This is a genomic window from Limnohabitans sp. (genome assembly GCF_031538885.1).
GTDB lineage: Bacteria > Pseudomonadota > Gammaproteobacteria > Burkholderiales > Burkholderiaceae_C > Limnohabitans.
Map to the genome: position 1 here is coordinate 1 of NZ_JAVKLW010000085.1, position 24,413 is coordinate 24,413.

Genomic DNA, 24,413 nt, shown 5'->3' on the forward strand with positions numbered 1-24,413 from the left:
AGCCCATGCTGGACGTTTTGGGTGTCGTCGAGCTTGCGCACAATGGTCTCCAAGCGCTGATCCAAGAGCACCGTCATTTGGTCAATGTTGGGACGGATGTTGTCTTGGGTGGCGATTTTTTCGAGCGAGTTCATCACCTGGTTCATCGCCTCCGAGGCCTGACGCATCTTGGACGAGGCCATCAAAATGGCATCCGTTTGCTTGGTGATGTCATGGCGCAGCGCCGAGATCTCCTCCAACTGCAATTGCGCCAAGCGCACATCTAAGGCCACACCTTTGCCGTCGTTGCCGGTGGTGGTTGGCCCATAGATGGTTTCCGTGACTTCGAAGTACGAGAGTTCTGCGGCGTAGTTGGTGACGCTTTGGATTTTTTTGAGTGACAGGAGTTGCATGCCAGTCACGATCGAACCACCCAAGCCGAGCAGTGAAGCAACGAAGGCTTCACCCATACCCGCGAGTGGGCCGCTCATTTTTTGAAAAAACTGGCCCATCATGTCCGCCGAGTCCACGTTACCTGCGGCAGCAAAGAGGCCAATCAATCCCGCAACTTCTTTTAGTGTCACGATCAAGCCCAAGAAGGTTCCAAAGAGCCCCAAACCAATGAGCGTGTTGGACAGGTGCATGGGGAAGCTGGCCCGCCGAGCGACTTGGTCTTCAAACGCCGTGAGATGCGTGCGCAGGGTCTCTAGGTCATAACCTTGGGCCGCGCTGCGCTGCGAGTCCAAACTCGAAAAAAGCGTCCAAGCCGCAAAGCTTTTTGCATTTTTGGTGGTGCCTAGAATTTGTGCCAACACTGCATGCTGTTTCTCTTGCACGTCTTGAGCTGCGCCACGCATGGCCTCTTTGATGCGCAACACCAAGTCTGTCTCACCCGAAAGCTTGATGGCGTGATAGATGGTGAGTACTTGGGTGATGACCGTTGTGACCACAATCAGCGACGCAAAGAAGGGGTTGGCTGCACCGCGGATCAAGTGAATGACGTCGCCCATGAAGAAGATGTTGGCAATGACGTAAAGCACAGAGATGCCCAAGCAGGCAACGAGTGGGTTACGCAAGCGATTCAATCGTCCTGATGCGGCAAACAAGGATAGTAGTAAGGGTTTCACAGGCGCTCCTAGAAGTGTTTATTGAGGTATCGGGCTCAGCGTTCGCCCATGGATTCAGAGAAGGTTTTGGTGATGGGTTTAGTCAAGTAGGACAGGATGGTTCTGTCCATGGCTTTGATTTCCACTGTGGCGGTCATGCCAGGGCGGACATCAATTTGTTCGGCTTTTTTGCCGTGAAATTGGGTTTCATCTAAAACGACGTGCACACGGTAATACGGCATGACGCCTTGCTTGGTTTCATCAAGCAGCGTGTCTGGGCTGAGGTAGTCCACATGACCGTTGAGAACGCCATAGATGGAGTAGTCATAGGCATCCAGCTTGACGCTGGCCGGCTGACCAGGCTTGACGAATGCAATGTCGGTGGGCGTAACTTTGGCTTCAACGATCAAGTTACCGATGGGCAAGATTTCCAGCACTAAGTCACCTGCACGCACAACGCCACCGATGGTGGTGACTTTGATGTTTTTAACGATGCCATCCGACGGCGCGGTGAGCTCGGTGTGCTCTAAGAGCTGGGAGCGGTCTTCGAGTTGTTCTTGCTGGGTGTTGAGATCTTCTTGCGCTTTGGTCATTTCAGCCAAGGCTTCTTGGAAGTATTTGTTGCGCTTGTTGTTAATTTGCGCTTGGATGTCCGCCACGCCACGCTGGAGTTTCAAAATTTCAGCTTTGCTGACGTCGCCTGTTTTTTCTAGGGCGCGGTTCATCTCCAACTCTTGGCTTGCAAAGCCAAGCATGTCCGTCAAGGCAGCAAGGTCTTGGTCAATCGCATTTTTACGCTTGGCATAAAGATCTTGTTGATTGCGTATGTATTGCGGGTAGTTCGTCAGCTCAGGTGTGAATTTCAGGGGGTGGCCGTAGACCTCGGCATTGAGACGCGCCAAGGTGATTTTGAGCGCAGCAACTTTGGCACGACTGTCATCGACGGCAGTTTGCGCTCGACCTTTTTCGAGCGTGACAAGGAGTTGCCCACGTTGAACGGTTTGGCCCTCTTTGACATGAATTTCAGAGACGACGCCACCATCTGGTGCCTGCACAGACTGTGTGCGCGCAACGGCAATGACTTGGCCTTGCGCACGGGTGACTTGGTCGATCATGCCAAAGGCAGACCACACCACCAGCAAGACGATGCCCGCCATGGCAATGCGCAGGGTCCAGCGCGCTTTGGTGAGTGATTGGTTGTGTTTATGCATGTGTTGTTGGGTGATCAGGCCGCAGCCACAACCGACTGCTGTGGCACAGGTTTGTTGGCGGCATTGGGTTGAGGCGTTTGCAGACGTGCGAGCACCGCATCACGCGGGCCATCGAGCACAATTTGGTTGCCTGCCACAACGATGAGTCGATTGACGAGGGGCAAGATGGAGGGCTTGTGCGTGACCACAATCAAGGTCTTTCCAAGCTTGACTTCTTCAGCCAAAACAGCGAGACATTGTTTTTCCAGTTCTTCGTCCATGGATGCCGTTGGCTCATCCAATAAGTAAGTGGACGGGTTGCACAGAACCAAGCGCGTGAAAGCAACCAGTTGGCGTTGTCCCCCAGACAGGCCGCGCCCACCTTCTTGAATGGGTAGCTCTAATCCCTTGGGATGTGCAGCAACCAAGCGGATCAAGCCCGTGCGTTCCATGACTCTTCGCAGGATTTCATCGCCAGGGTCAGGCATGCCGATGAGCAAGTTTTCGCGCAAGGTGCCTACGAAGAGTCGGTGGTCTTGCTGGAGGTAGCCAATTTGCTGGTTCAAGGTTTGACGGTTGACGCTTGCAATGTCGAGGCCATCAATGAGTACGCGGCCTTCTTGGGGTCGATAGAGGCCAGAAAGTAGGCGCAACAGCGTCGATTTACCTGCACCAATCGGACCTAAGACGCCAATGCGCTCACCAGCGCTCACGGTGAGGCGGTCCACTTTGACAGCGATTGGCCCACCCATGTAGGCAAACTTAGCACCTTCGATGAAGAAATTACCATCGAGTCGCTCTGGTGTGATGGGTCGATCCACGCCATGGTGATCCGTCTGAAGTGCGTAGATTTTTTCTAGGCCCTCCAAGGTCGCCTTGGAATGCGCGTACTGCACCATCAGGCCCGGAATGGCGGTGACAGGCGCCAAAACTCGCCCCCCCAAAATGGAGCAGGCAATGAGCGAGCCCATGGTGATTTTGCCGTCCATGACAAGCCAAGAGCCGACAACAACTGTGGCGGCATAACTGACTTGCTGCAAGGTCGCGGAGAGGTAGGCGGCATGCTCACTGGTGGCTCGCATGGCCATGTCGCTGTGAATGGATTCGGCATTCACATCAATCCAACGCGAAAGAAACTTCCAACCACCTGAGCCGGATTTGATGGTCTCCACGCCTTCAACCGCCTCAACCAACAAGCCTGTTTTAAGGTTGGAGGCCGCCGTGCTTTTTTTAGCGAGCTCATTGACTCTTTTCATGGAGTAGTAGCCCATCATGACTGCAACAATGCCAAAGAGCAAAGGAACGGCAGCAATCAGAGGGCTGGCAATGTTCGCAATGACGAAGACAAAGACCAAACCCAGCGGCAAGTCAACCAGGGTAAATAAGGTGCTGGCCGTGTAAAAAGAGCGCAACTGTTCGTATCCGCGCAGCTGCCCTGCCAAGCTACCAACGGAACCAGGAAGCTGATCCACGCGGACCGACAACAAGCGCTGAAAAATTTCGCGGGATAACTTGGCATCCAGTCCCGAAATCACCATATCCATGGTGTGCGAACGCGCAAATTTCATCGCCAGCTCGAGCAATATCGCCAAGCCAACACCGATGGCGAGTACGGTCAGGGTACTGCTGCTGTGTGTCGGAATGACACGGTCATAGACCTGCATCGAAAAGAGTGATGCAGCCAATGCAACAAAACTGATAAACCCCGAGGCCAAGACCGCCTCACCCAGAACACCACGGTATTGAGCCATGCTGTTCTTGAAAAACTTCTCAAAGGTGCCAACTTGTTTTGCATTTTTTTGACGTGAAAAATTGAGCTTAAATATGAGACCGTCCATCACTTCGCGCGACAGCAGTTTTTGCCCAGCCTCTTGCACAAAAATCCATGCACCACTTGGATTTTGATCAACCAGAATGCCCCAACCATTTTCTTCATCACCATAAATAAGAGGGACAAAAACACGATCTGGGTCATCCATGAACACCGGTGCGTCGATGTCTAAGGCTGCACACAGGGCAATTGCATCGGGCTTGTGCTCGTCTGTGACTCCCGCAAAGGTAGCCTGTAAACGCGCGGGTTCTAGCGCAAGACCTTGCAGTCTCGCAACGCCAGCAAATGCCCACGAAAGTTGGGCGGCCACATTGATCATTGCATTACTCCTTGTTGCAGGTCATACAGACCTTGGCGCAGCATCAGTCTGTAACTAGAGGCCCACAAAGAAGACTCCGTATCCGCCATCGCTAATCCCATTTGCCCAAGCTCTCTGACCGCATCTAAGGTTTGCTGCCAACTCATGCGTCCAACAATGAACTGGCGCTCATACGACTCGCTCACAGCCATCGCATTGCTGAGTGCAGAAACATAGTCTGATCGGCGCTCTAAGGCACTACGCCACTCCTCCCAGTCTTGCCGAAGTTGATTGGTTTGATCGCGACGGGATGTTTCAATTTGCTGTTGTGCGCTCTGAGCTTTTTCTTGCGCAGCTTTCGCTTGCGCCATAGAAACCAGACCGCCGCCCGGCGTAAAGCGCACACCGACGTAGGTAAATATCACGCCGTTCTGTGAGGCATAGTTGGGGTTGTCGTAGCGATTTTTTTCTACGCGGGCATAGACCGTTGGGAATTGATCTGCCGCAGAAGCAGATTGACGATGGCGCGCAGCCTCGGCCTCATAAAAAGCACGGCGCACACTTGGATGAGAATCAATCAAACCATCTAATTCGCGCCATGCCGCCTCGCCATTTTTAGGTAAGCCTGTGAGTAGCGGCTCTCCCAACTGAGGCATACCTACATGCGACCAATCAATTGCCTGGTCACTCAAGCCGAGTTGCTGTAGGCGCGAAATGGAAACGCTTTTTGCCGCCTGCGCATTTGCATGATCTATCTTGGCTTGCACCATGCGCGAGCGCACCAACACCGCATCAATAGGAGGCGAGACTTGCGACTCCACGCGGCGCTCCATCATGCTCACAAAACGCGACAAACGCTCCAGCGTTTGTCGATTAACGTCTAGTTTCTGGGTGGCTGCGCGAAATCCTTGTAAAGCCTCAATGGCAGCAAGTGTGGCACTCAGTCGCACCTCATCTAGCCGCGCTTGCATCGCATTACTTGCAGCCTCCGCCACATTGACGCTAGACGTGTACTTGCCACCCGCCCATAATTTTTGCTCAACAGCAACCGTCGATTTGGGCTGTGTAATTAGGGTTGAGTTGCTGTCTTGATTGGTTGGCCTAGATGTGCTGACTTGCATTTCTGGCAACATTTGCCTCCAAGCAGCATCCAATTCGGCTTGCGCTGCACGCACATCTGCTTGCGCAGCAAGTACAGAAGGATGACTCAAGGCCACCGAAGAGAGGAAGTTACCCACAATCAATTCAGCAGCGAACATCGTTTGCTGGCAAAGCCCCAAAACCAATAAAACGACTATTGATTTATATATTTTCATGTGGTCAAGTCATTTATTTCTTGACCATGATTTTGGCGACTTGCCAAATTTACTCAATTACAAATAATAGCTATTTTTACTTAAATTATCAATTTATAGAGCAACTAATAGCAATTAATTGGTTATTTTTAAGTTTTATATTTGAAATAAATATTAATTATTGAATTTTAGTTGTATTTTCAAATGAACCCCGGGGCGATTGGAGTTGAACTCTGAAATGCCAGAAAATTCAGCGATGCGTTTGTTGATACCCAGCAAACCTCGCTTCATGCAGAAGGAGGTCTGATCCGCCTGAAACCCAACACCATCATCCCAAACTTCAACATTCAACGCCCCTCCATTTCGCTTCATCTTGACGACACAGTTTTGCGCTTTTGAATGCTTGATGGTGTTTGAGACCATTTCCTGAATAATTCGCAAAATATTCAAACACGTCACACCATCCAACTCGCCCTTCTCCACCCAATCTAGATCTTGTTTGAGTTGTACACCAACTGCGCGTAAGTTTCGACCAGCACGCTGGCAGAACTCGTCAAGCACCTCCGTGAACGGAGCGTTATCCACAAACTGCCCACTGACCAAAAGGCGTAGATCTTCAATACAAGCTTGAAGGTCTAGCGCCAACACTTCGGGGCTTATCTGATGGGTTCTTACCTCAAGCAACAGATTGATCAAGCGAGACCCCAAACCATCGTGGACATCTTGCAAAATTCGATTTCGCTCTTCGTTGATGGCGCTTTCACGGATGATGGTTTTTTGCTGCTTATACGTCTCCTCAAGATCGCGCTCTCGTTTCAGAAGTTGCGTTACTAAGGTTTGATTGGTATTTTTAATCAAGCCCATCTTGGTCACATGCCTACGCAGCAACATGCTCACCAACAAGACCAGCACCCCAGTTACGACATACAAAAGAAAGCGCCAAATCACCCAACTCTCTAGAGATAAGGCGGGTGCAAGCGCCACCATAAAAAGTGCGCCCCACAAAAGAGCGGCCCCGCCTGCATAGCCAAACCAACGTTCAGAACGTGATGCCGCCCAAATGACAAGCATAAAAAGTCCAACCACCCCGCAAAATATGCTAATGGCAGCTGCTAACGTGACGTTGATGAACTGATATATCCGAAACACGGCATTGGCTGGCTCAATCGGACTGACATACAAGCTAGGAACGACAAACCCTCGTTGAAATGAACTCAAACGCAGCTCAACCACGTCCTCTTGCCCCACCCCCTTCAGTAAAGCACGCGGAATGGGCGCAACCAAGGGCGTGTACCAGGCATAGCGCGTGTGCGCGTGTGAGGCTGGCAGGCTGTAAAACCACTGGCCGTTCAAATAAAACTCACCGCCATGAAGAATCTGCGGGAAAAACAATGCCAGCTGCTCGTCGCCCGTTTGAAGCACAGCAGCAGGAATACGAAAAGTCACGTGATGCACACGCAGCTCTGACGATTCATTTTGCAATAGCGCAGGCAAGGAAGCGATGCGCAGGCTACGCGATGCGCCGTCTTGAACGGAAGAAACGAGCACATCGACAACGGGCGTCAATAAGTTCTGACAATACGCAATATGTTCAAAGAACCGGTGGAGCGAAAAAGCGCTCAAGGCACTAATTACCCCGACCAATAGCGCCTTTTTAAAATAGCCCATATTCAAAGGCCTTATCTAAGGCTGCCGTGCGCGAATTAACGCCAAGCTTTCTATAGACTCGTCGCACATGCTGGTTCACGGTGAAATAAGAGATGTTGAGTCTGTCGGCAATAAGCTTCACTGGATTGGGAGAACGAAGTTCCGCCAAAACTTGCACCTCTCGCTTGCTCAGTCCGAATTTCAATATCGCGTCGGGGTCAGGTCGATCAACATCTTGCTGATCTGTATTTGTAATTTTCTTGATAAGGTGCTTGGCAACGCCAGGGCTGACAGGTGAGTTGCCGTTGTAAAGCGACACCAGCCTGCCAATCAACTCATCTGGCCGATCATCTTTGAGCAGATACCCAGTCGCGCCCACTTCAATACTTTGAAGCACATGACGCATATCCCCAAAAGATGTAAGCACCATCACGTGGGCATTCGAGCACTCCTGCTTGATTTTTTTAATCAAGTCAATGCCGTTTACATCTGGCAAGCCGATATCGACAAGATAAATATCTGCGCAATTTTGGGCGATTAGCCCATAGGCGTGCGCCTTGTTCGCAGCAACACCAGCCAACTCGCACAAAGGCGTCGTAGAAATCAGCGTCGCTATGTATTTACTAACGACAGGGTCATCTTCAATTATTCCGACTGCAATTGCCACACCGTCCTCCGAGCATTCCTGCCGCATTTTTAAACTTATAGTCGGTTTACCACTCTATGCTGCCTTCTCTACGTCCGACATACGGGCATTCGATACCCATGATGAACGTGCTCAAAAACTGAACGGCGTTTACTTGTTGAGCAACCCCATCGTGAAGCTCAATCTGTTTTAGAGTTTAACAGCAGTGTCGCAACGTTTTCACATCAGACGAATTGCAACGCAAAGTGAGCCACTATTTGGAAAAATTTAAAAACGCGGCAAATCTGGATGCTTGATTTGCCCCGCGCGCACCAACATCTTTCCGTATTCGGCGCAGCGGTGCAGGGTGGGGATGACCTTGCCGGGGTTGAGTAAACCCTTGCTGTCAAAGGCGCGCTTGACGCCAAACATCTGCTCGTTTTCTTCGGCGCTGAATTGCACGCACATGCTGTTCACCTTCTCGATACCCACGCCGTGCTCGCCCGTCACCGTGCCTCCCATAGCCACGCTGGTTTCCAAAATGTCTGCGCCAAACTGCTCGCAGCGGTGCATTTGGTCGGGGTCGTTGGCATCAAACAAAATCAAGGGGTGCAAATTGCCGTCACCCGCATGGAACACGTTCAGGCATCGCAGCTGGTATTTCTTTTCCATCTCTTGAATGGCTTCCAAGATGTCGGCCAAACGCTTGCGCGGGATGGTGCTGTCCATGCACATGTAGTCGGGGCTGATGCGGCCTGAGGCGGGGAACGCGTTTTTGCGCCCGCTCCAAAACTTCATGCGTTGCGCTTCGTCACGACTGACGGTGATGGCGGTGGCACCGCAGCCGCGCAACACCTCGCTCATGCGGCCAATTTCTTCTTCCACCTCTTCGGGCGTACCGTCGCTCTCGCACAGCAAAATCGCGGCGGCGCTCAGGTCGTAGTCGGCATGCACAAAGTCTTCCACGGCAGCGGTCATGGGGCCGTCCATCATTTCTAAACCAGCGGGGATGATGCCTGCGGCAATCACCGCCGCCACGGCGTCGCCCGCTTTGCGCACATCGTCAAAGCTGGCCATGATGCAGCGGGCCAGTTGTGGCTTGGGCACGAGCTTGACGGTCACTTCGGTGGTCACCGCCAACATGCCTTCGCTGCCCACGATGACGGGCAACAGGTCAAGGCCCGGTGTGTCGAGGGCCTCGCTGCCAAACTCAATCGGTTCGCCCTCCACCGTGAAGCCTTTCACCTTGAGCACGTTGTGCACGGTGAGGCCGTATTTCAAGCAATGCACACCGCCCGAGTTCTCGGCCACGTTGCCGCCGATGGTGCAAGCAATTTGGCTGGAGGGGTCGGGGGCGTAGTACAGCCCGTATGGCGACACCGCTTCGCTGATGGCCAGATTGCGCACGCCGCACTGCACCACCGCAGTTCGGGCGGTTGGGTCGATGTTCAAAATTTGGTTGAACTTGGCCAATGACAAGGTCACGCCTTGGGTGTGCGGCATGGCCCCCCCCGACAAGCCGGTGCCTGCGCCGCGTGCGACCACGGGCACGTCCAGCGCGTAGCAGGTTTTGAGCACGGCTTGCACTTGTTCCACCGTTTCGGGCAAGGCCACGCACATGGGGCGAGCGCGGTAGGCCGTGAGGCCGTCACACTCGTAAGGCACGGTGTCCTCGGTGGTGTAGAGCAGGGCGTGCTGGGGCAGCACTTGCAGCAGGGCTTGCACCACGTGGGCTTGCCGCTCGGCGCGGGCAAGGGTGGTTTGCTGGTCGGGGGGGAGTGGGGCGTTCATGCGATGCACTTTACGGCAAAAACGGGCGGTTGGCGTGTGAAGAAAGTTACAGCTTGGGTTGAAAAGGTTTCGTTGTCTTGCTTCAGTCGCGTCAAGCAGGCAGTGGGGCACGCCCTGCCCCCGCCCAAGAGAAACAGTTGGCGGCATGACAGTCCCCGCTCACCAACTTAAACCTACAATTGTGTTCGAGACATCGCCTTCGAGGGCAATCGCGTCCCCTGTGGTCGCTTGCAATCACGGCATCACGAGCTTGTGCGGTGCATCCGTAGGTATTCGGCGTGGTAGTCGCGCAAGATGGCTTGGGCGACGCTAGGTTCAATCAATGAACCGCAAAACGAGCGGATGAATGCCTTAGAGGAATTTGGCCTGACTCGCAAGGTACGTAGTACCTCTCTGGGAAGCAACTGGGCCTTCAAAAACTGGGCCATGCGTCTGTTGACTGAGGGCTGACCGATCCAATCGATCAGCCACAGGCGATCACCGCTTAGCCAGTCATTTTTGTTAAGTCCGGTGGGGTCAAGCAAGTATCGATATTCCGAAGCTTTGTCCATTTTTGCCCAAGTGCATAGACCCAACGGTTTTTGGCTACCTTGCTCTAGCACGAGAAGATATTGAGAAAGCAAGATTGCAGGCATGACGTTGGCAAATAGGTGTGAGGTCGGGGCATTGGCGTGAAGGCGCGATGTTCGCCAGAGGCATTCGAAGGCTTCCAGCAAACGAAAGGCCTGGGCCGCGCTAGGGCGCTCCAACGCTATGGTCTTGACGACCGTGGATGAGGTCTGCAACAAATAAATCACCATTACAAGACAGCCCCATGCGCCACCTGAGACAGAATCTGATCTTTGGTGGCCAACATGCGCAACAAGTAATCTTCGCCATAACCAAGGAGCTCACGCGAACTGTCATCAGATTGCCAAAGCTGGCGATATTTGCCATCCAGGTTTTGCAAGGTTTTGACTTCCATCAAGTTTTTGTCTTCATAAGCGATCTTCGCAATCTCCGCCGTAGATTTTTCTCCATCGGCGAAGTGCAGCATCACAGATGACTGGTTAAGCGAAAACTCCAGAGCTTTCAAATAGGTGGTTTTGACACTTTCATCTGAGTCGGACGGACTCCAAAGGCCTACCAGTTTTTGTTGGTCTGAATCTTTGACCCACAAGAATTGATTAAACAAGGCGCCTCCATCGGTAAAGTTCACATCCACACTTCCCCAGTCAAGTCCTTCGTTGTCGATGATGATGGTCTGGCAGAAATTAGATGCGGCCAAATTGATGGTGTCACCACCATCGGCTTCGATCGTCACTTTGGATTCTTTTTGTTGCAACGCTTCAAGTTTGCTCGCACTTAGGCCTACCGAATTATTTTGATTGAAGATGTCACGACCGGCATCCCCCTTAAGGAGCAGACTTCCTCCAACGAAAAATGCCGTGTCGTTGCCATCGCCTAAAGAGGCGCTTGAAGCTCCCGTTATAGCTGCCGAGAACGTATCGTTGCCTAATCCTAGTGTGTAATGCTCGCCACCGCCACCACCAAAAATGGTATCGTCGTAAGTGGTGCCAATAAATGCATCAACATTAACTAAACCTACTTTTTGCAAAGGGTTCGACATAGTCATCCTCGACATACCAATACAAGCGTTTTCTTCAGTGCTATCTGTCTTATTTCCAGAAATCACGGTAATAAACAACCCCTTATCTGCCAGTGAGTAGTCCAAGGTCTCAATGGCCTTGGTGGAGCCGACGTAGACATCATTGCCACCTGACCCAAAGAAGTACCTTGCCATATTGGTTTTTCCATTGGACATCAGGAAGACATCGTTATTGTCTGTGCCGCGAATAATTTCAAATCCATCGAAATAAAGATCGCTGACCCCCACCGACAACATGTCTGGATTGAATGAGTCGTCGTACAAAATACCTTGGTTGCCTGCGATGAACAGCATATCTTGCCCTTTGCCACCTTCTGCATATATGACCTGTTTTGCAGCATTGCCGTCCACACTTAAGTTCACATTCAGGTAAAGCGTGTCGTTTCCAGCCCCGAGTTGGATGACCGTCTCTTGTGCAAAGCTATTTCCCGCGTAGCCGCCTCTCCAGCCAAAACTGACCACATCGTTGCCCTCGCCTGTGTCGACCTTGAATTCGCTGAAGGTCTGCGAGGCAATCGTCACGTCGTAGTCAACGATGTCTGCAAATTTAGAACCTTTAAATTCCGTACCCGAAATGGCAGTGTTCGCCACCTTCTGAACATGTATACCTGCATTCGTCAGTTTGGAAGCATCAATGATGTCGCGGCCACCACCATAGGTAAATCTTGGGGTGCCATTGCCGTCACCGCCAAGCAAGGTCGTGCGGATGAAATTTGTGTCCCCCAACACCACCAGATCAATATCCTTGAAGTGGTCGGCCAAGTTCGAGAGATTGATTTCCGTGCCGGTCACTTGGTGCATGTCAACGACATCCGTGCCCCCGCCACCCGAGAAGAAGTCCTTTAGATCGTTACAGGCGAAGTACTGATCTCCCGCATCGCCGTAGAAGTAATCCTTGCCGCGAGAGCCTTTGACGAGATCCACATTGCTAAGATGGTCTATCAACGTTTGCGAATCGATTCGAACATCATCTATTTTTTTAAGGTCTACGTATTCAATGGCTTCAGACCGTTTGCCGTAACTTGTTGTACTGGTACTCAATGCGCTGGCATAAACGGTACCAATTTGATTGCGCTTTTCTACAGTGATTTGGTTACCAGTGTACTTAAAGGTCAACGAGGTTTTTTCGTCGCTATTAGACGAATAATCCACCAAATTATGGCCTGCTCCACCATTGATTATATATTGCCCTATACCTGTTATGACTGCATCATCACCCCCTCCCGCATTAACTTGGGTGAGAACCGTGAAGTTAATATCTTGAGCTAGCTCAAGCGTACTCAGTTTTACTTCAGCCGTATAGTCGGTTTCAAATCCTCCACGATCATCGAATCCCCCGTTTGCGATCAGGTTTTTATGGAGAGATAGTTGGTCAAGTGCAAAGAAGGAGGGGCTATCAGAGGTGCCTGGATTCTTGTTGCGTACACCCAACTTCACCTTGCCCGTCACGTCTGAGGTGAGGTTCATCGCCCACTTTTCCCAGACGGCGCCTGAGCTCGGTTTGTAGGAAGACCCCACATCCTCGCCGTTGAGTGTGAGCTGCAACTCAAGGTCACCTCTGCCTTGCACAGACGCGTCAAATCGGTAAGACTGCCCTGCTTTTAATTCAACCATTTCATACCAAACTGACTGTTTCACATCACTAGAAGCGCTAGCGATGAGGTAGTCTCCATCGATTGGGCTGGTGAAGCCAAGGGGCCAGTTTGTAGGTCCAACGGCACGCTTACTCACACCGCGACCATCATCCAGTGACCCGTTTCGGTAATCGGTCAAGAAGGGGGTGCTTTCAAAGAAATTCCCAGATACTAATAGGTCGTCATTTGTAGAATAGCCGCGAAGAGATAGGTTGTCGAGCCCAAAGTCGTTGGCTGCGCCATTAGTATTAATGTCGTGCAACGAAACACGGGCTGGGCCCGTCACAGTACTGACGAATTCAGTATCCCACGCCCACCATTGATACTCTTTTGTCGTGTAAGACTGCCCCACATTCACGCCATTGACTTTCAGTTGCAACTGAATAGGTGGTATCCCGAGCTCAGATGGGCGAGTGGTTGTAAGTACCCAGGCACTGAAATCGTAGCGCTGCCCTGCCACCAGGTAAATATCCTGACCCCAGACTGCTTTCCCCGGTGTCGTGTGCCCATCTGCCATCAAAAATTTCCCACCCGTCTCGCCATACGACTGGTGAATCATAAAGAATCCGGGTGAGTCGTACGTCACCACCCTCAAGTTTCCAGGCCCACTATTTATATCAGGCATAGGTAATCTGTACTTGTCTGCAATGGTGGTGTTTCTGGTATCCCATGGATTTAGTGCACCAAAGAAATTCTCAAAATACCGCTGGATATCGCCAGACCGATAAACATCCGCAATCCAAATATCAGTTTGGCTTTTAAGGATATTTTCCAAGTCACTAGGGCTATATAAATATAACTCCTTGATAGCTCTTTTAGTTCCATCCGAGATTATGGGATTGGACTCATAAAATGGAGCGCCGCTACTCCACCAGTCACGAACCAATTTTAGGAAGTGTTCGTCAATTTTGTCCAAGCTTCCTGCTGCGCCTTTGGCTCCTAGATGGATGGTCACGACATTGCCCAAATCTATGACGGAATTGCTTTCACCGTCATTAATGGTCCAGCCGCTTTGCTTAATATTATTCAGTTGCGTTCTGTAGGCTTCGCCCGCAATATTGATGCGCTCACTGGTACTCGTACCGTAGGGAAACAAGGGTGTCGCCAAAAATATTTTCTGATTATTTGCAGGGCTGGACACATCGATTCGCGTGTGCGTTTGGTCCACCCGCTGGGCGGTGCTGTCGCTCAGTGCCTGAGACTTGTTGATCTCTGCCGTGAACAACTTCCACTGAGGTAAAAACTCTGCTGTTTTGGTGATGGCAGCCACGGAGTGCATGGCTGAATCTGGATTGATTGAAATCAGACCAATGGCTTTGTCAAAATCACCTGCCTTGAGCTGGTCTTTGAAATAGCTGATCACCTCTGGGTCTTTCAACATTTTGGCAAATGTCGCCTGCAACCCCTTCACGAAATAGGCATTTAGATCGCCGTGGCTTTCATTGAGCATTTCCTGCCGTTTCTCGGCGGCGACTCCTTCGAGGATGGGTTGACGAATCGCTTCTATGACCATGGAAATAATGCTAGATACCGCACTTACCACCCAACCCACGGGGCCGCCAACAACCGACGCAGTGGCAGCAACTACAGCCAAACCAAGTTGGGCCCCCATCATTCCGGCTTCCATGTTGGCCTGAGCCCAAGTCAAATCGGCTAAGAGTTGGTCGCCAGAATAACCCAGCTCTCCACGTCCGTTATCATTGGCAAAGTCTTGCACTTTTCGGGCATTGTTGAACAAACCTGTCATTTGCTCAATCTGCATAGGATTGAGATATGCGATGAAAGTCATCAGCGCCGCGACAGCGGATAATCCACCTATTTTCATCGCAGAGGCTTCTGTGGCGATGGCCCTTTGTAGGGCGAGCGTGGCCAAGGAGCCGCCGACTGCGGATACGACATCAAGACCAATCGTTGCGCCTAAGGCAGCCTTCTGCGAGTTCGTCAATGTTTTGTCACCAAAATACGTAGCTAGTGACACAATCGAAAATATAGTCTGAAGCGCGCCGATAATGGCGGTGGCCTTATCGAGAGTTGCGGCACTTTGTTTACCGAACGACATATTTTCTTCGAAAGTACCCTTTAAATTAGTGATATATTTTTTCTGGGCCTCCGCCACTTCAGGTGCAAAATTAAAATGCCCACTATATGGGGTTATTTTAGAAAGCGCGTTCTGAGTTTTAAAGTGCGCTAGGGTGGCTCGCCCCCCCGTGTCCCATGAATCAAAAGCGAAGCCAAAATTAGCGACGGTACCTGCTACGCCCGATAACACATCGAATGTGCTTCGGGCGATGGCTAAGTCCCTGTCGTTCCCCGGCGGCATATGGACCGCCTTATCGAAAGCCATGCCGGTCTGGCCGAGCATGAAGGCTCGGATAAAGCCGTTCAGAGCGAGACCGGTGGTGTTTGTAAGTTTAGAGATATCCTTGACCGTATAGGTAGAGTGGTTTGCGATGAACTTTGTAAGGTACGAATCTCCGACGGTCAGGAATATCGTTAGCCTTGCCAACTCGAACATAGCACTCGCTGCAAGATTCAGCTGTGCCTGAGTATCTGCATTGGAATCCCCAGTCAACTTGAAGTTGCTGATCTGGGCACCCAATGTCTGCGCCGTGGCTTGGTTCCATGCCGTGCCCAACAGCCTTCCAGTCACACCAAGAAACTTCGATCTGGCGTCGGCAACTGCTAGATCACGGATAGTTAAAACACCCGCGCCCGGATTCTTAGACATCAAAGCCAAATAGCTTTCTGCGCTGCCTGTGTAATTTGCTGAGAACTTGTCTTTAAGGATGGTGCGAGACACGTGGCGCCAACGGTCATCAATCAGCTGATCTACGATTTGGCCGACGTATGGTTTGTTCGACGGAGACGCTGGCAGCTCAAAGTCGTTGTAGTTAGTCAGGTACTGGCGCATCGCATTCAACACATCACTGTCGGTTCTTGCAGTTTGCAGACTTGTCAACAAGCCTGACAAGGTGGATGCATTGGATTGCTCCTGTGGGGGCGGGCTCGTGCTGATCGCCGATGGGGTGGTCGGGGTCGCATTTGAGGCCGTGCTACTGCTCTCTGTCGTCCCGTCGGTCAAGTCCGTCGAGGCTGGCGGAGCCGAGATAACCCGGAGATTCAGGTCATCCAGACCAAAACGGGCGCCGCTAGAGGACATGTCCTCTAGGCTTAGCTGTAGGGGGACTTTGCTGTCGGGCGCCGTGAAGGTCACCTGAATCTGCGTCCAGCCTTGCGAAGCAGCAATGGTCGAGGTCATTACATCGGAAACAACCTGACCGTTGGCCTTGAGCCTGAGCAAAGGCGCAGAGCCCTCGCCAGTGTTCACCCAATAGCTCAGGGACAAGGTGGCACCGGATTGCTCTGTCAGGGTTTCGCTCCAGACGACCTGACCACCGCCTTTACTGTGCACGGCCAAGAACCGAGCATCGCCGCGAGCGGCAGTGCTCCCTAGTTTCCAGTTCGTGGGCGCACTGCTTACCGAGGTGGCTTCACCCCGAGAGATGTTGACAGTGCCTTCGGGCAGGAGGCTGACAGCGTTGTCAAACCCTTTGGTTTTCAATTTGGCGCTGCCCAGTTCAAAACTGCCCGCAGACAGCAGATTGGTGGTGGGGGCTACAGGGCTGTTGTTTTCGGTGTAGCTCAAACGAATGTCATCGACGCCCAAGTACACATTTGTCCCTGCTGTCACTTCATTTTTCAGCTCCATACCCAGTGGAGCATTGTCATTTTTGACAAAGTTGACCGTGACTTTAGTCCACTTGCTTCCCTGCGGCAAAACAGTCACATCGCCCATACGGGCCCCATTGATCCACAGGCCAACCTGGGGTAACTGGTCTTGCTGTGCATTGCCTATGCACAGCATGAAGGAGAACTGTAGCGTCACACCTTCTGGGATGTTGTACGCCATCTTGCTCCAAATGGATGAGTTGTCGCCGCGTCTAAGCAAGATCTTGTCCCCCGAAGGAGGGGCGCCAGGGTCGATGCCTAGCCCGCTAACCGCCAGGCCGTGAGTTGCAGCCGCATCATTGTTTTCAAACTGCTCCAAAAACACGGTCTTAACGACCGCGGGACTAGGCGTGGCTTGGGTGTCGGGCAGGGACTGTGCTCTGCTGGTCAGCTGGTCGAGCTGCGGTGTGCGTACCAACACAAAGCTATCCAAACTCGAAGACAGGTTACCTGCCGCATCTGTGATACGGACATCGATGCGGCTGCGGCCGAGCGGGATGTTTTCCATGGCGTCTGGCAGCAGGGTCAGGGTCCAGTTGCCCTGACTATTCGCAGTGGTAGTGGCCAGTGGCTTGTCGGCACCGTTAAAAAACACCTGCACCACATCGCCCGCTGAATATTGGCCGCCGAGAGTGACGGGCTTGTCGACGGCTAGCGTCCAAGTAGAGGAAATCTTGTCGAACAGCCCAGACTTTATCGTGTCGCTGAATGTCTGACCACCCACCGTGTAATTGTCGGTGTGCGTAGCCTCTGCGACAGAAACCGCTTGAGTGACGCCCAGTTCAGGGCGCGTGATATCGTAGTCAACGGTGAACACTTGACTGGCAGCCCCCACATTACCGGCGGTGTCAACCAAACGAACCTGGTAAGAGTGCTTGCCTGACGAGGCTTGAATCTGGGATGTCTTGCTGTCTCCTGCAGACCACTCACCACTGTCCATACGCCACTGCCATTGAGTGTCGGCCGTCACCCCATTGACCAGGATGCCCCCATCTGTCGTGAGTGCACTGGCGCCCCAGCCGTCACCTTTGCGGTAGAGCGCGAGTGAGTCCAGCGCAAAATCATTAGCGGCCGCAGCTGTGGACTTGTCGCGGATACCCATGGTCACCTCACCCGATACTGTGCTGGTGAAGCTGGCCTTCCATGCCTGCCAGTCGGCGCCGGCCACCGGGCTGAACGCGTCACCCACGTCCACGCCGTTGACGGTCAGCTGCAAGACAGCACCATTGTTGGCCGCCACGAAACCACTGAAGTCATAGGACGTGCCGGCTTCTAGTCTGACTGTCTGAAACCAGACCTTTTTAGTTGCATCTGCAGCGCCGTCGGCAAACAAAAATTTGCCTCCGTTACCGTGGCCTTTGGTCACACCGATCCCCCAAGCGGGGGCCTCATTGATGATGGCCACACGTCCAGTGTCTGTTACTGAATTGACCTTCTGATAGTCGCTAAGAAAATCTGTCGCGCTGTCAAACTCCCCGTTGGATAGCAGATTGACCGCCTTGGCTGTCGTTTGAAGCGTTAGCACCTTGAATAACTCGGCTTGTCCAGCCTGGCCACTCAAGCTCAAGTTCGGGGTTGAGGCCAGTGCTGCTTGGCCATCGGGCCAATAAGCCTTTAGGTCGGCAGAGGCGTTGCTTGGCTCCAAAATAGGCTCTGAAGCCTGGATGATTTGAACCAGAGACATGGCCTTATCCCAGACTTGGATGTTCAGGAAATCACCTCCCCAACCTCTGTTGTTTAACGTCGCGTGGCCACCGAACGTGAGATTTGCGTTGCTGAACGCGTCGTGATTAGGCAGGTTCGTGGCCATAATCTGCTCGGCATCTTGGTAAATGCTTACGCCACCGTTCGAATCGATATTCAAGGCGTAGTGGTGCCACAGGGTGTCCATTGACACGCTGGCCTCCGAGGCCTGGTCGGTGCCTTGTCCATTGGCCGATGCATAGCGCTTGATGCCCCCTACTTCGTAGACCAGCTTACCGTCTAGAAAATAGAGACCACCCAATGTGCCATTGGTACTCAGCAGCTGTGTGGTTGTTTTTGTGGCCTCTAGCCCATGCGCCCAGAACGTGACACAAGCCCCGTCATCCGAGGATATAGCCACACTGGCGCTGGCCTTGCTAGCTCCCCCCGGCGTGCTGGCTATATGCAGGGCTTTGGTGTCGAAAGAATTTGGCGCTTGGTTGTCGTAGCGCACATCCAGCTTGTTACTGCTGGCGCCGAAACCTCCGGAAAACTCGCCCCGTGCCTCATAGCTGTGTTTGCCTGCCAGAGCCTGGAAGCTGTTGCCGGAACCAGTCTGCCAAGTACCACCATCGGCACGCCATTGCCAAGCCTGACCGCTGGTCAGGCCTTCAACCAAGATGCTGGCGTTGCTGGTCACACCATCCGTCGCATCCCTCCCCGTATCGCTGGACAGTTTCAGCTCCACCGCTTGGGTGTTGACCTCGATGCCCATCACTCGTTCGAGAGACAGTGTGTCCAGCGCAAGGTTGTTGTCCTTCGTGTCTGCGCCCTTGCTGCGAACGCCTAGTTTGACTGTGCCAGTGGTGGTACTCAGGAAGCGAGTGCCCCAGTGCTGCCAGTCCAGGCTCGTCTGTGGCTTGAAGGCATTGCCCACATCCTCGCCGTTGACCGTCAGTTGCAGGTCTGCGCCTGCATTGACTAATGCAGATGCGTTGAAATCATACAGCTCGCCGGCCTTGAGCTCAACCTGCTGAGACCATACAAGCTTGTTGGCATCGCTGGCACCTTTGGCAATCAGAAACTGCCCCTCGCCGCCCTTGATGCTGGCATGCGCGAGGCCCCAATTGGGCAGGACACTGACCACGGCATAAGTGCCCGCGTCTGCCGGACTGGATTGCTGCAAGTAGTCGCTGGTAAAGCTATTGGTACCTTCTGCAAAGTCTCCATTGCGAAGCAGGTTGGGCGCAGCAGACACATTGCCCGACGCATCGCGGGCGCGCACTTCGTAGAAGTGCTTGCCAGGGGTCCCCCAGAAGGAGTCTCCAGCCCCTTGGGCCCATTGACCACCGTCCACACGGTACTCCCAAGTGCAGTTGGTTTCGAGGCCAAGGACATTGATGCGGCCTTGTTTGCTGTATCCGGTGCCCGCCACATCATGCGTTTCAGGCGCAAGGGTTAAGACCAAGGGCGAGGGAGCCGTGGTGTCCAGTGTAAAACGCATGGTGTCGCTGCTCGCCAACACGCCAGCCAAACTGACCTCGCGTACTTCGTAGTTGTGGCTGCCCTCAACCAGTTTGAACGACGACGTGCTCCCAACGTCTCGCCAATCCCCGCCATCAATCCGGTACTGCAGTAGGGCTCCCTGACTCTTGGTATCACCGCTCACGAGTACCGTGGGCGTCCGGGTGTAGCCATCCTGTGCGCTGAATCCGGTGTCCTCACGCAGTCGTACCTGAAGTGAACTCTGATTGACTGTGAGGCTGCTTGTTGAGCTGCTATTGCCCGCCTTGTCCCATTGCTGCAGGGTATAGGTGTGCGTACCTGCGTCCAAGGCCAAGCTGTTGCCAGTGCCAGCAGTCCATGCGGTACCGCCGTCGACCTGGTATTTCCATGAAGCGTCAGCCCCCAAGCCGCCAACCTGGATCACACGGACGGCACCTTGCGAGACGGGCGATAGCGTGAGGGTGGGGGCGTTAGGGGCGCTGGTGTCCAGCGTGTAGGTGGCGGCTTGGCTAGCCGTGCCGACGTTGCCTGCCACATCGGTCTGGCGCACAGCATAGCGGTGGCTGCCTTGTGTCAAATCAAAGCCGGCCCCTTCCAGGGTTGTGCCACCCGTTTGCCAAGCACCATCGTCGACTTGGTACTGCCAAGTGGCGCCAGCCTCCAGTCCTTCGATCTTGACCCTGGCCGTATTGGTCAGACCATCGCGCTTGTCGTTACCGCTGTCCAAATGCAAGACCATGGAGGGGCGAATGGGCGCTTGGGTGTCCAGGGTATAAGTCACCGAATCACTGGCTTCGCTTACCTGTCCGTCGGAGCTGATTTGCCGAACCTGATAGGTGTGTTTGCCGTCAATCAGGCGAAGGTCGTTGGGCATGTCCTTCCATGGATCGCCATCCACCCGCCACTGCGTCTTAGCGCCACTGATGACACCATTTATCGAGAGCTTATCGTGCTGGGTAACGCCATCTTTGATGCTGACACCAGGTTCAGAAATAAGATCCAGCTTTGGAACCGGCAGACTGGCGGTATGACGCACGGATGCCGTGCTGTTCGAACTATTGCCGGCCAGATCGCTTTGGCGTACGGTATAGGTGTGTGTGCCAAGATGTACATCAAACGAAGAGCCAGTGCCTCGAGTCCAATTACCGTCATCGACTTTGTAATCCCAAAGGCCACCAGCCTCCAAGCCCTCAACTTGGATCTGATCGGGCTTGTCCCGATCGATTGAAAGTTTAGGTGTCTCAACGCTGTGGTCAATCGTCCAAGTACGATTGTTGGTCGAAAGCACTTCGACATTGCCCGATCCATCGGGTTTGCGTGCAATCACCACCTGTCCTGCCTCATACGTGCCTTCGGGTAGGACAAATGCTCGGTTCAATGGCGTGAAGTTTTTGGAACCTCCCAAAATGGCCACGGCGATAGATGCAGGATACCGGTGTTCATCCCATGTGGGTTCTTGCAGATATCCATCCCCAAACGAGATGCCCTGGAACTGCAGAGACTTCACGCCATACCCACTTTCAGCGCTATTTTTAGCGACGTTTGTCGTCTCTTTGCTGGTGGTCTGCCAGTCGGTCACGTGGTTGCCCCTCGCGTAGGCGGCACCGAGGACCGTTGCGTAAACCTCACCAGCAGCGTTAATGAATTCGACTCGAACACCTTTGGTGTAAGTGCCATCGTAGAACACCAGCCAGCAGTTCGCTGAGAAGCCATCGGGGTAGGTGCCCCAGCCTACGACCGTTGCTTTGGCATCAAAGCCAATGCTCCCTCCATTAAGCGTGGCCTTAATAAGCTCAGGCTTTAAATCTTTCAGTCGAAATATCGTCTCGCCAGCGGTCCAGCTTCTGCCGCCAGTGGTGCTGTACTGCCAATCATTTACATGGAAAGCGCCAGAAACCAATGGTTGGAATGAGAAGGTGACCAAGCCATTGGAAGTGACGCCATCCGCTGAGCTTGTACCTGTATCCTGTAAAAGTATCGGCGTGTTTCTAGAACTTACAGAGCCTGCACTGCTTGCGTAGCTACTGCTTGAGCCAGCAACATCCGTCTGATACACCTCATAGGTGTGCGAGCCAAGGCTTGCCTTGAAGTTGAAGCCTTTACCATCCTGCCAAGCACCGCCGTCTACTCTGTATTTCCAAGTCGCACCGGGCTCCAAACCGCTAACTGGTATGTTGTCATCTGTGCCGATAGACCCGATTGTGGGCGCCAACACGGTCTTATCAACCGTCCATAATTTGTCGTTGACATATGTTTCGGACGGCCGCTCAATCTGCACCGACTGGCTCCTGTAGCCACTGATGGCATAAGTCCCATTAAGGAGTTGCAGGAATCTGACCCCATAGCCTGGCGATGAATAGTGGTCTGCGACAGGCGCAGACGTGCATTGGCTTGGCGACAAGTCTGCAAACCCGTCAACATAATCGCCACGGATGTACCTTGCTTCCGTGGCTTCTGTCACTATTCTGTTTCCGTTTTGCCGGAATTCAACTTTCACGCCATTGGTGTAGGTGCCGTCATACGCCACCAGCCAGACGGACTTTGAGGAGGAGTCGCCCCGCAGCCCCACCACCTGGGCTTGCACGTCAGAACCAACCCATAAACCGTTCAGCGTGCCGCTGATCATGTCGCTGGTCAGCTCTTTAACTTTTAGTACAGAAGATACAGCCTTTACTTGCACTTGTCCTGGTTCGTAAGTGCCCTCTGGAAGTGCAAAGCTCTTGCTCCGATCGTACGGAATAGAAACGGCAGAGGTCGGATGAGTCTGGCTTATATAGGTCGCGTGGAAAATGCCGCTGATTAAGTCAACCCCTTTGAGCTGGAGAGATTTGACACCATAGCCTTGGGATGAATCGTCTTCAGCGTAAGGCGCAGTCCTCACTTGGCTTTGCGATAAGTCTGCAAAGCCAGCAACGTAATTACCTTCGATATACGCTGCTTCCAAGGCGGTCGCTACGATGCCGCCACTTGCTTGCCTGAATTCAACTTTCACGCCCTTGGTGTAGGTGCCGTCATACGCCACCAGCCAGACGGACTTTGAGGAGGAGTCGCCCCGCAGCCCTACCGCCTTGGCCTCCATGTTTCTACCGATCCAGCTACCGTTCAATGTGCCAGTGATCATGTCTTCGGTCATATCACCAAGCCCAAGCGCCACCTGTTGCCACGTTGCACCCGCATCGGTGCTGTACTGGATGGTGCCAGTGAGTTCGCTGACTTTGACACGTCCGTCTGAGGTGACGCAATCGTCAGCGCTGGATCCGGTATCTCTGGACAGGGTCAGTTGGTGGTATGAGGCTATGCCTGTCAAAGAAGTCGAGGCACTGGCAGGCCCCGCATTACCCGCCGCATCAACCTGCCGTACCAGGTAGTTGTGAGCGCCCGAACGTAGATCAAGTGCATAAGCCTCTGGCAACACGGCGGAGGTTGTGTCGCTCAAATAGCCGCTGCCAAAGCGCAATCCGTCAACACTGAGCGACTTGGCCCCATAACCTGTAACCCCCTCACCCGTTGCGAAGGGGTGTGTCGTTACGGTTTTGTTGACGACCTGATCCATCCAGTTCGTTGTGAAATCTCCCTGTTTGTAGGCTGCTGATATCCCCTTTGCCGTTAGCTGCCCGTCGGCGTTGACGGAAATTTCGCATTGCACGCCCTTGGTATAGGTGCCGTCATAGCTTACAAGCCACACCGTGCGTTTAACGCTGGTGTCGGTGTTGGAGTTGGACAAACCCACCGCATAGGCCTTCAAGTCAGTACCTATAGAGCCGCCGTTGAGTGTGGCGCTGATGTTGCGCACATTCAGACTGTCCAAGCTCGGACGAACGGGCAACGTGTTCCCGTTGATCCAAGTGGTACCGTTGTTTGTGCTGTACTGCCAGGTGTTGCCTAGCTCGACGCCTGTGACGTGGGCCCTGCTGGGGGTGTTGATTTGGTCGCTGGCGTTGGCGCTGGTGCTGGGCACCTGCCTGAGCATCGGAACCCCTGTTGGGCTGCTGGTATCTAGTGCGTAAGTAACGGACTTGCTGACCATACCGATGTGACCCGACGCATCAACTTCTCGAATGGCGTAGCTGTGTTTGCCCTCAATCAGGTTGAATTGATTGAGGCTCCCCGCTTGCCATGTGCCGCCGTCAATCTGGAACTGAAAGCTTGCCTCTTTACTAAGACCTGTGACCTTGACCGCGGCGTTGTTGGTGAGATGGTCGGTGCTGCTGATACCGGTATCCTCGACCGATGACAGCGAGAGTGCTGTGTTTTCAAGCCTCACACGGTGGGCCCCAGAAGCCGCGCCGAAGTTACCCGCGAGATCCTGAACCGCTGCTGTCAGGCTGTGGCTGCCTACACTGAGAGCGGGCGTTGTGAATGTCCAACTGGTGCCGCTGACCTTGGCCGTACCTAGGACAGCGCTGCCGTCCAAGATCACCAAAGTTTCGCCACTGGCCAGCTCTGCACTA

General features: G+C 53.1%; 9 protein-coding genes. All 9 read right to left on the bottom strand.

The features are described from left to right. The coding region (locus RMS03_RS06875; protein ID WP_310626344.1) for a centriolin protein at positions 1 to 1,106 on the bottom strand (1,106 nt) is incomplete at its 3' end. A 35-nt stretch (positions 1,107 to 1,141) separates the two neighbouring features. Continuing rightward, positions 1,142 to 2,296 (bottom strand): HlyD family type I secretion periplasmic adaptor subunit, encoded by a 1,155-nt coding sequence (locus tag RMS03_RS06880; RefSeq protein ID WP_310626345.1) that lies wholly within the window; start codon positions 2,294 to 2,296, stop codon positions 1,142 to 1,144. 14 nt (positions 2,297 to 2,310) lie between these two features. Beyond that, positions 2,311 to 4,425, bottom strand: coding sequence for an ATP-binding cassette domain-containing protein (locus tag RMS03_RS06885; protein ID WP_310626346.1), 2,115 nt, complete (start codon positions 4,423 to 4,425; stop codon positions 2,311 to 2,313). Continuing rightward, a complete protein-coding gene (locus RMS03_RS06890) occupies positions 4,422 to 5,663 on the bottom strand; it encodes a TolC family protein (protein WP_310626347.1) in 1,242 nt (413 codons plus the stop codon). The genes RMS03_RS06885 and RMS03_RS06890 overlap by 4 nt, the downstream gene beginning before the upstream one ends. A gap of 210 nt (positions 5,664 to 5,873) precedes the next feature. Continuing rightward, positions 5,874 to 7,367, bottom strand: a complete 1,494-nt coding sequence (locus tag RMS03_RS06895) for an ATP-binding protein (RefSeq protein ID WP_310626348.1) — start codon at positions 7,365 to 7,367, stop codon at positions 5,874 to 5,876. Then, positions 7,354 to 8,013 (bottom strand): response regulator transcription factor, encoded by a 660-nt coding sequence (locus RMS03_RS06900; RefSeq protein ID WP_310626349.1) that lies wholly within the window; start codon positions 8,011 to 8,013, stop codon positions 7,354 to 7,356. The genes RMS03_RS06895 and RMS03_RS06900 overlap by 14 nt, the downstream gene beginning before the upstream one ends. A gap of 246 nt (positions 8,014 to 8,259) precedes the next feature. Further along, positions 8,260 to 9,762: an FAD-linked oxidase C-terminal domain-containing protein gene (locus RMS03_RS06905; protein ID WP_310626350.1), complete on the bottom strand. Its 1,503-nt coding sequence runs from the start codon at positions 9,760 to 9,762 to the stop codon at positions 8,260 to 8,262. Positions 9,763 to 10,004: 242 nt separating this feature from the next. After that, a complete protein-coding gene (locus RMS03_RS06910; RefSeq protein WP_310626351.1) occupies positions 10,005 to 10,562 on the bottom strand; it encodes a toxin-activating lysine-acyltransferase in 558 nt (185 codons plus the stop codon). After that, the gene (locus RMS03_RS06915) at positions 10,562 to 24,382 is read right to left on the bottom strand and encodes an Ig-like domain-containing protein (RefSeq protein WP_310626352.1); all 13,821 of its coding nucleotides are present in this window, start codon (positions 24,380 to 24,382) and stop codon (positions 10,562 to 10,564) included. Before RMS03_RS06915 ends, RMS03_RS06910 begins: the two co-directional genes overlap by 1 nt. Positions 24,383 to 24,413: the final 31 nt, after the last annotated feature.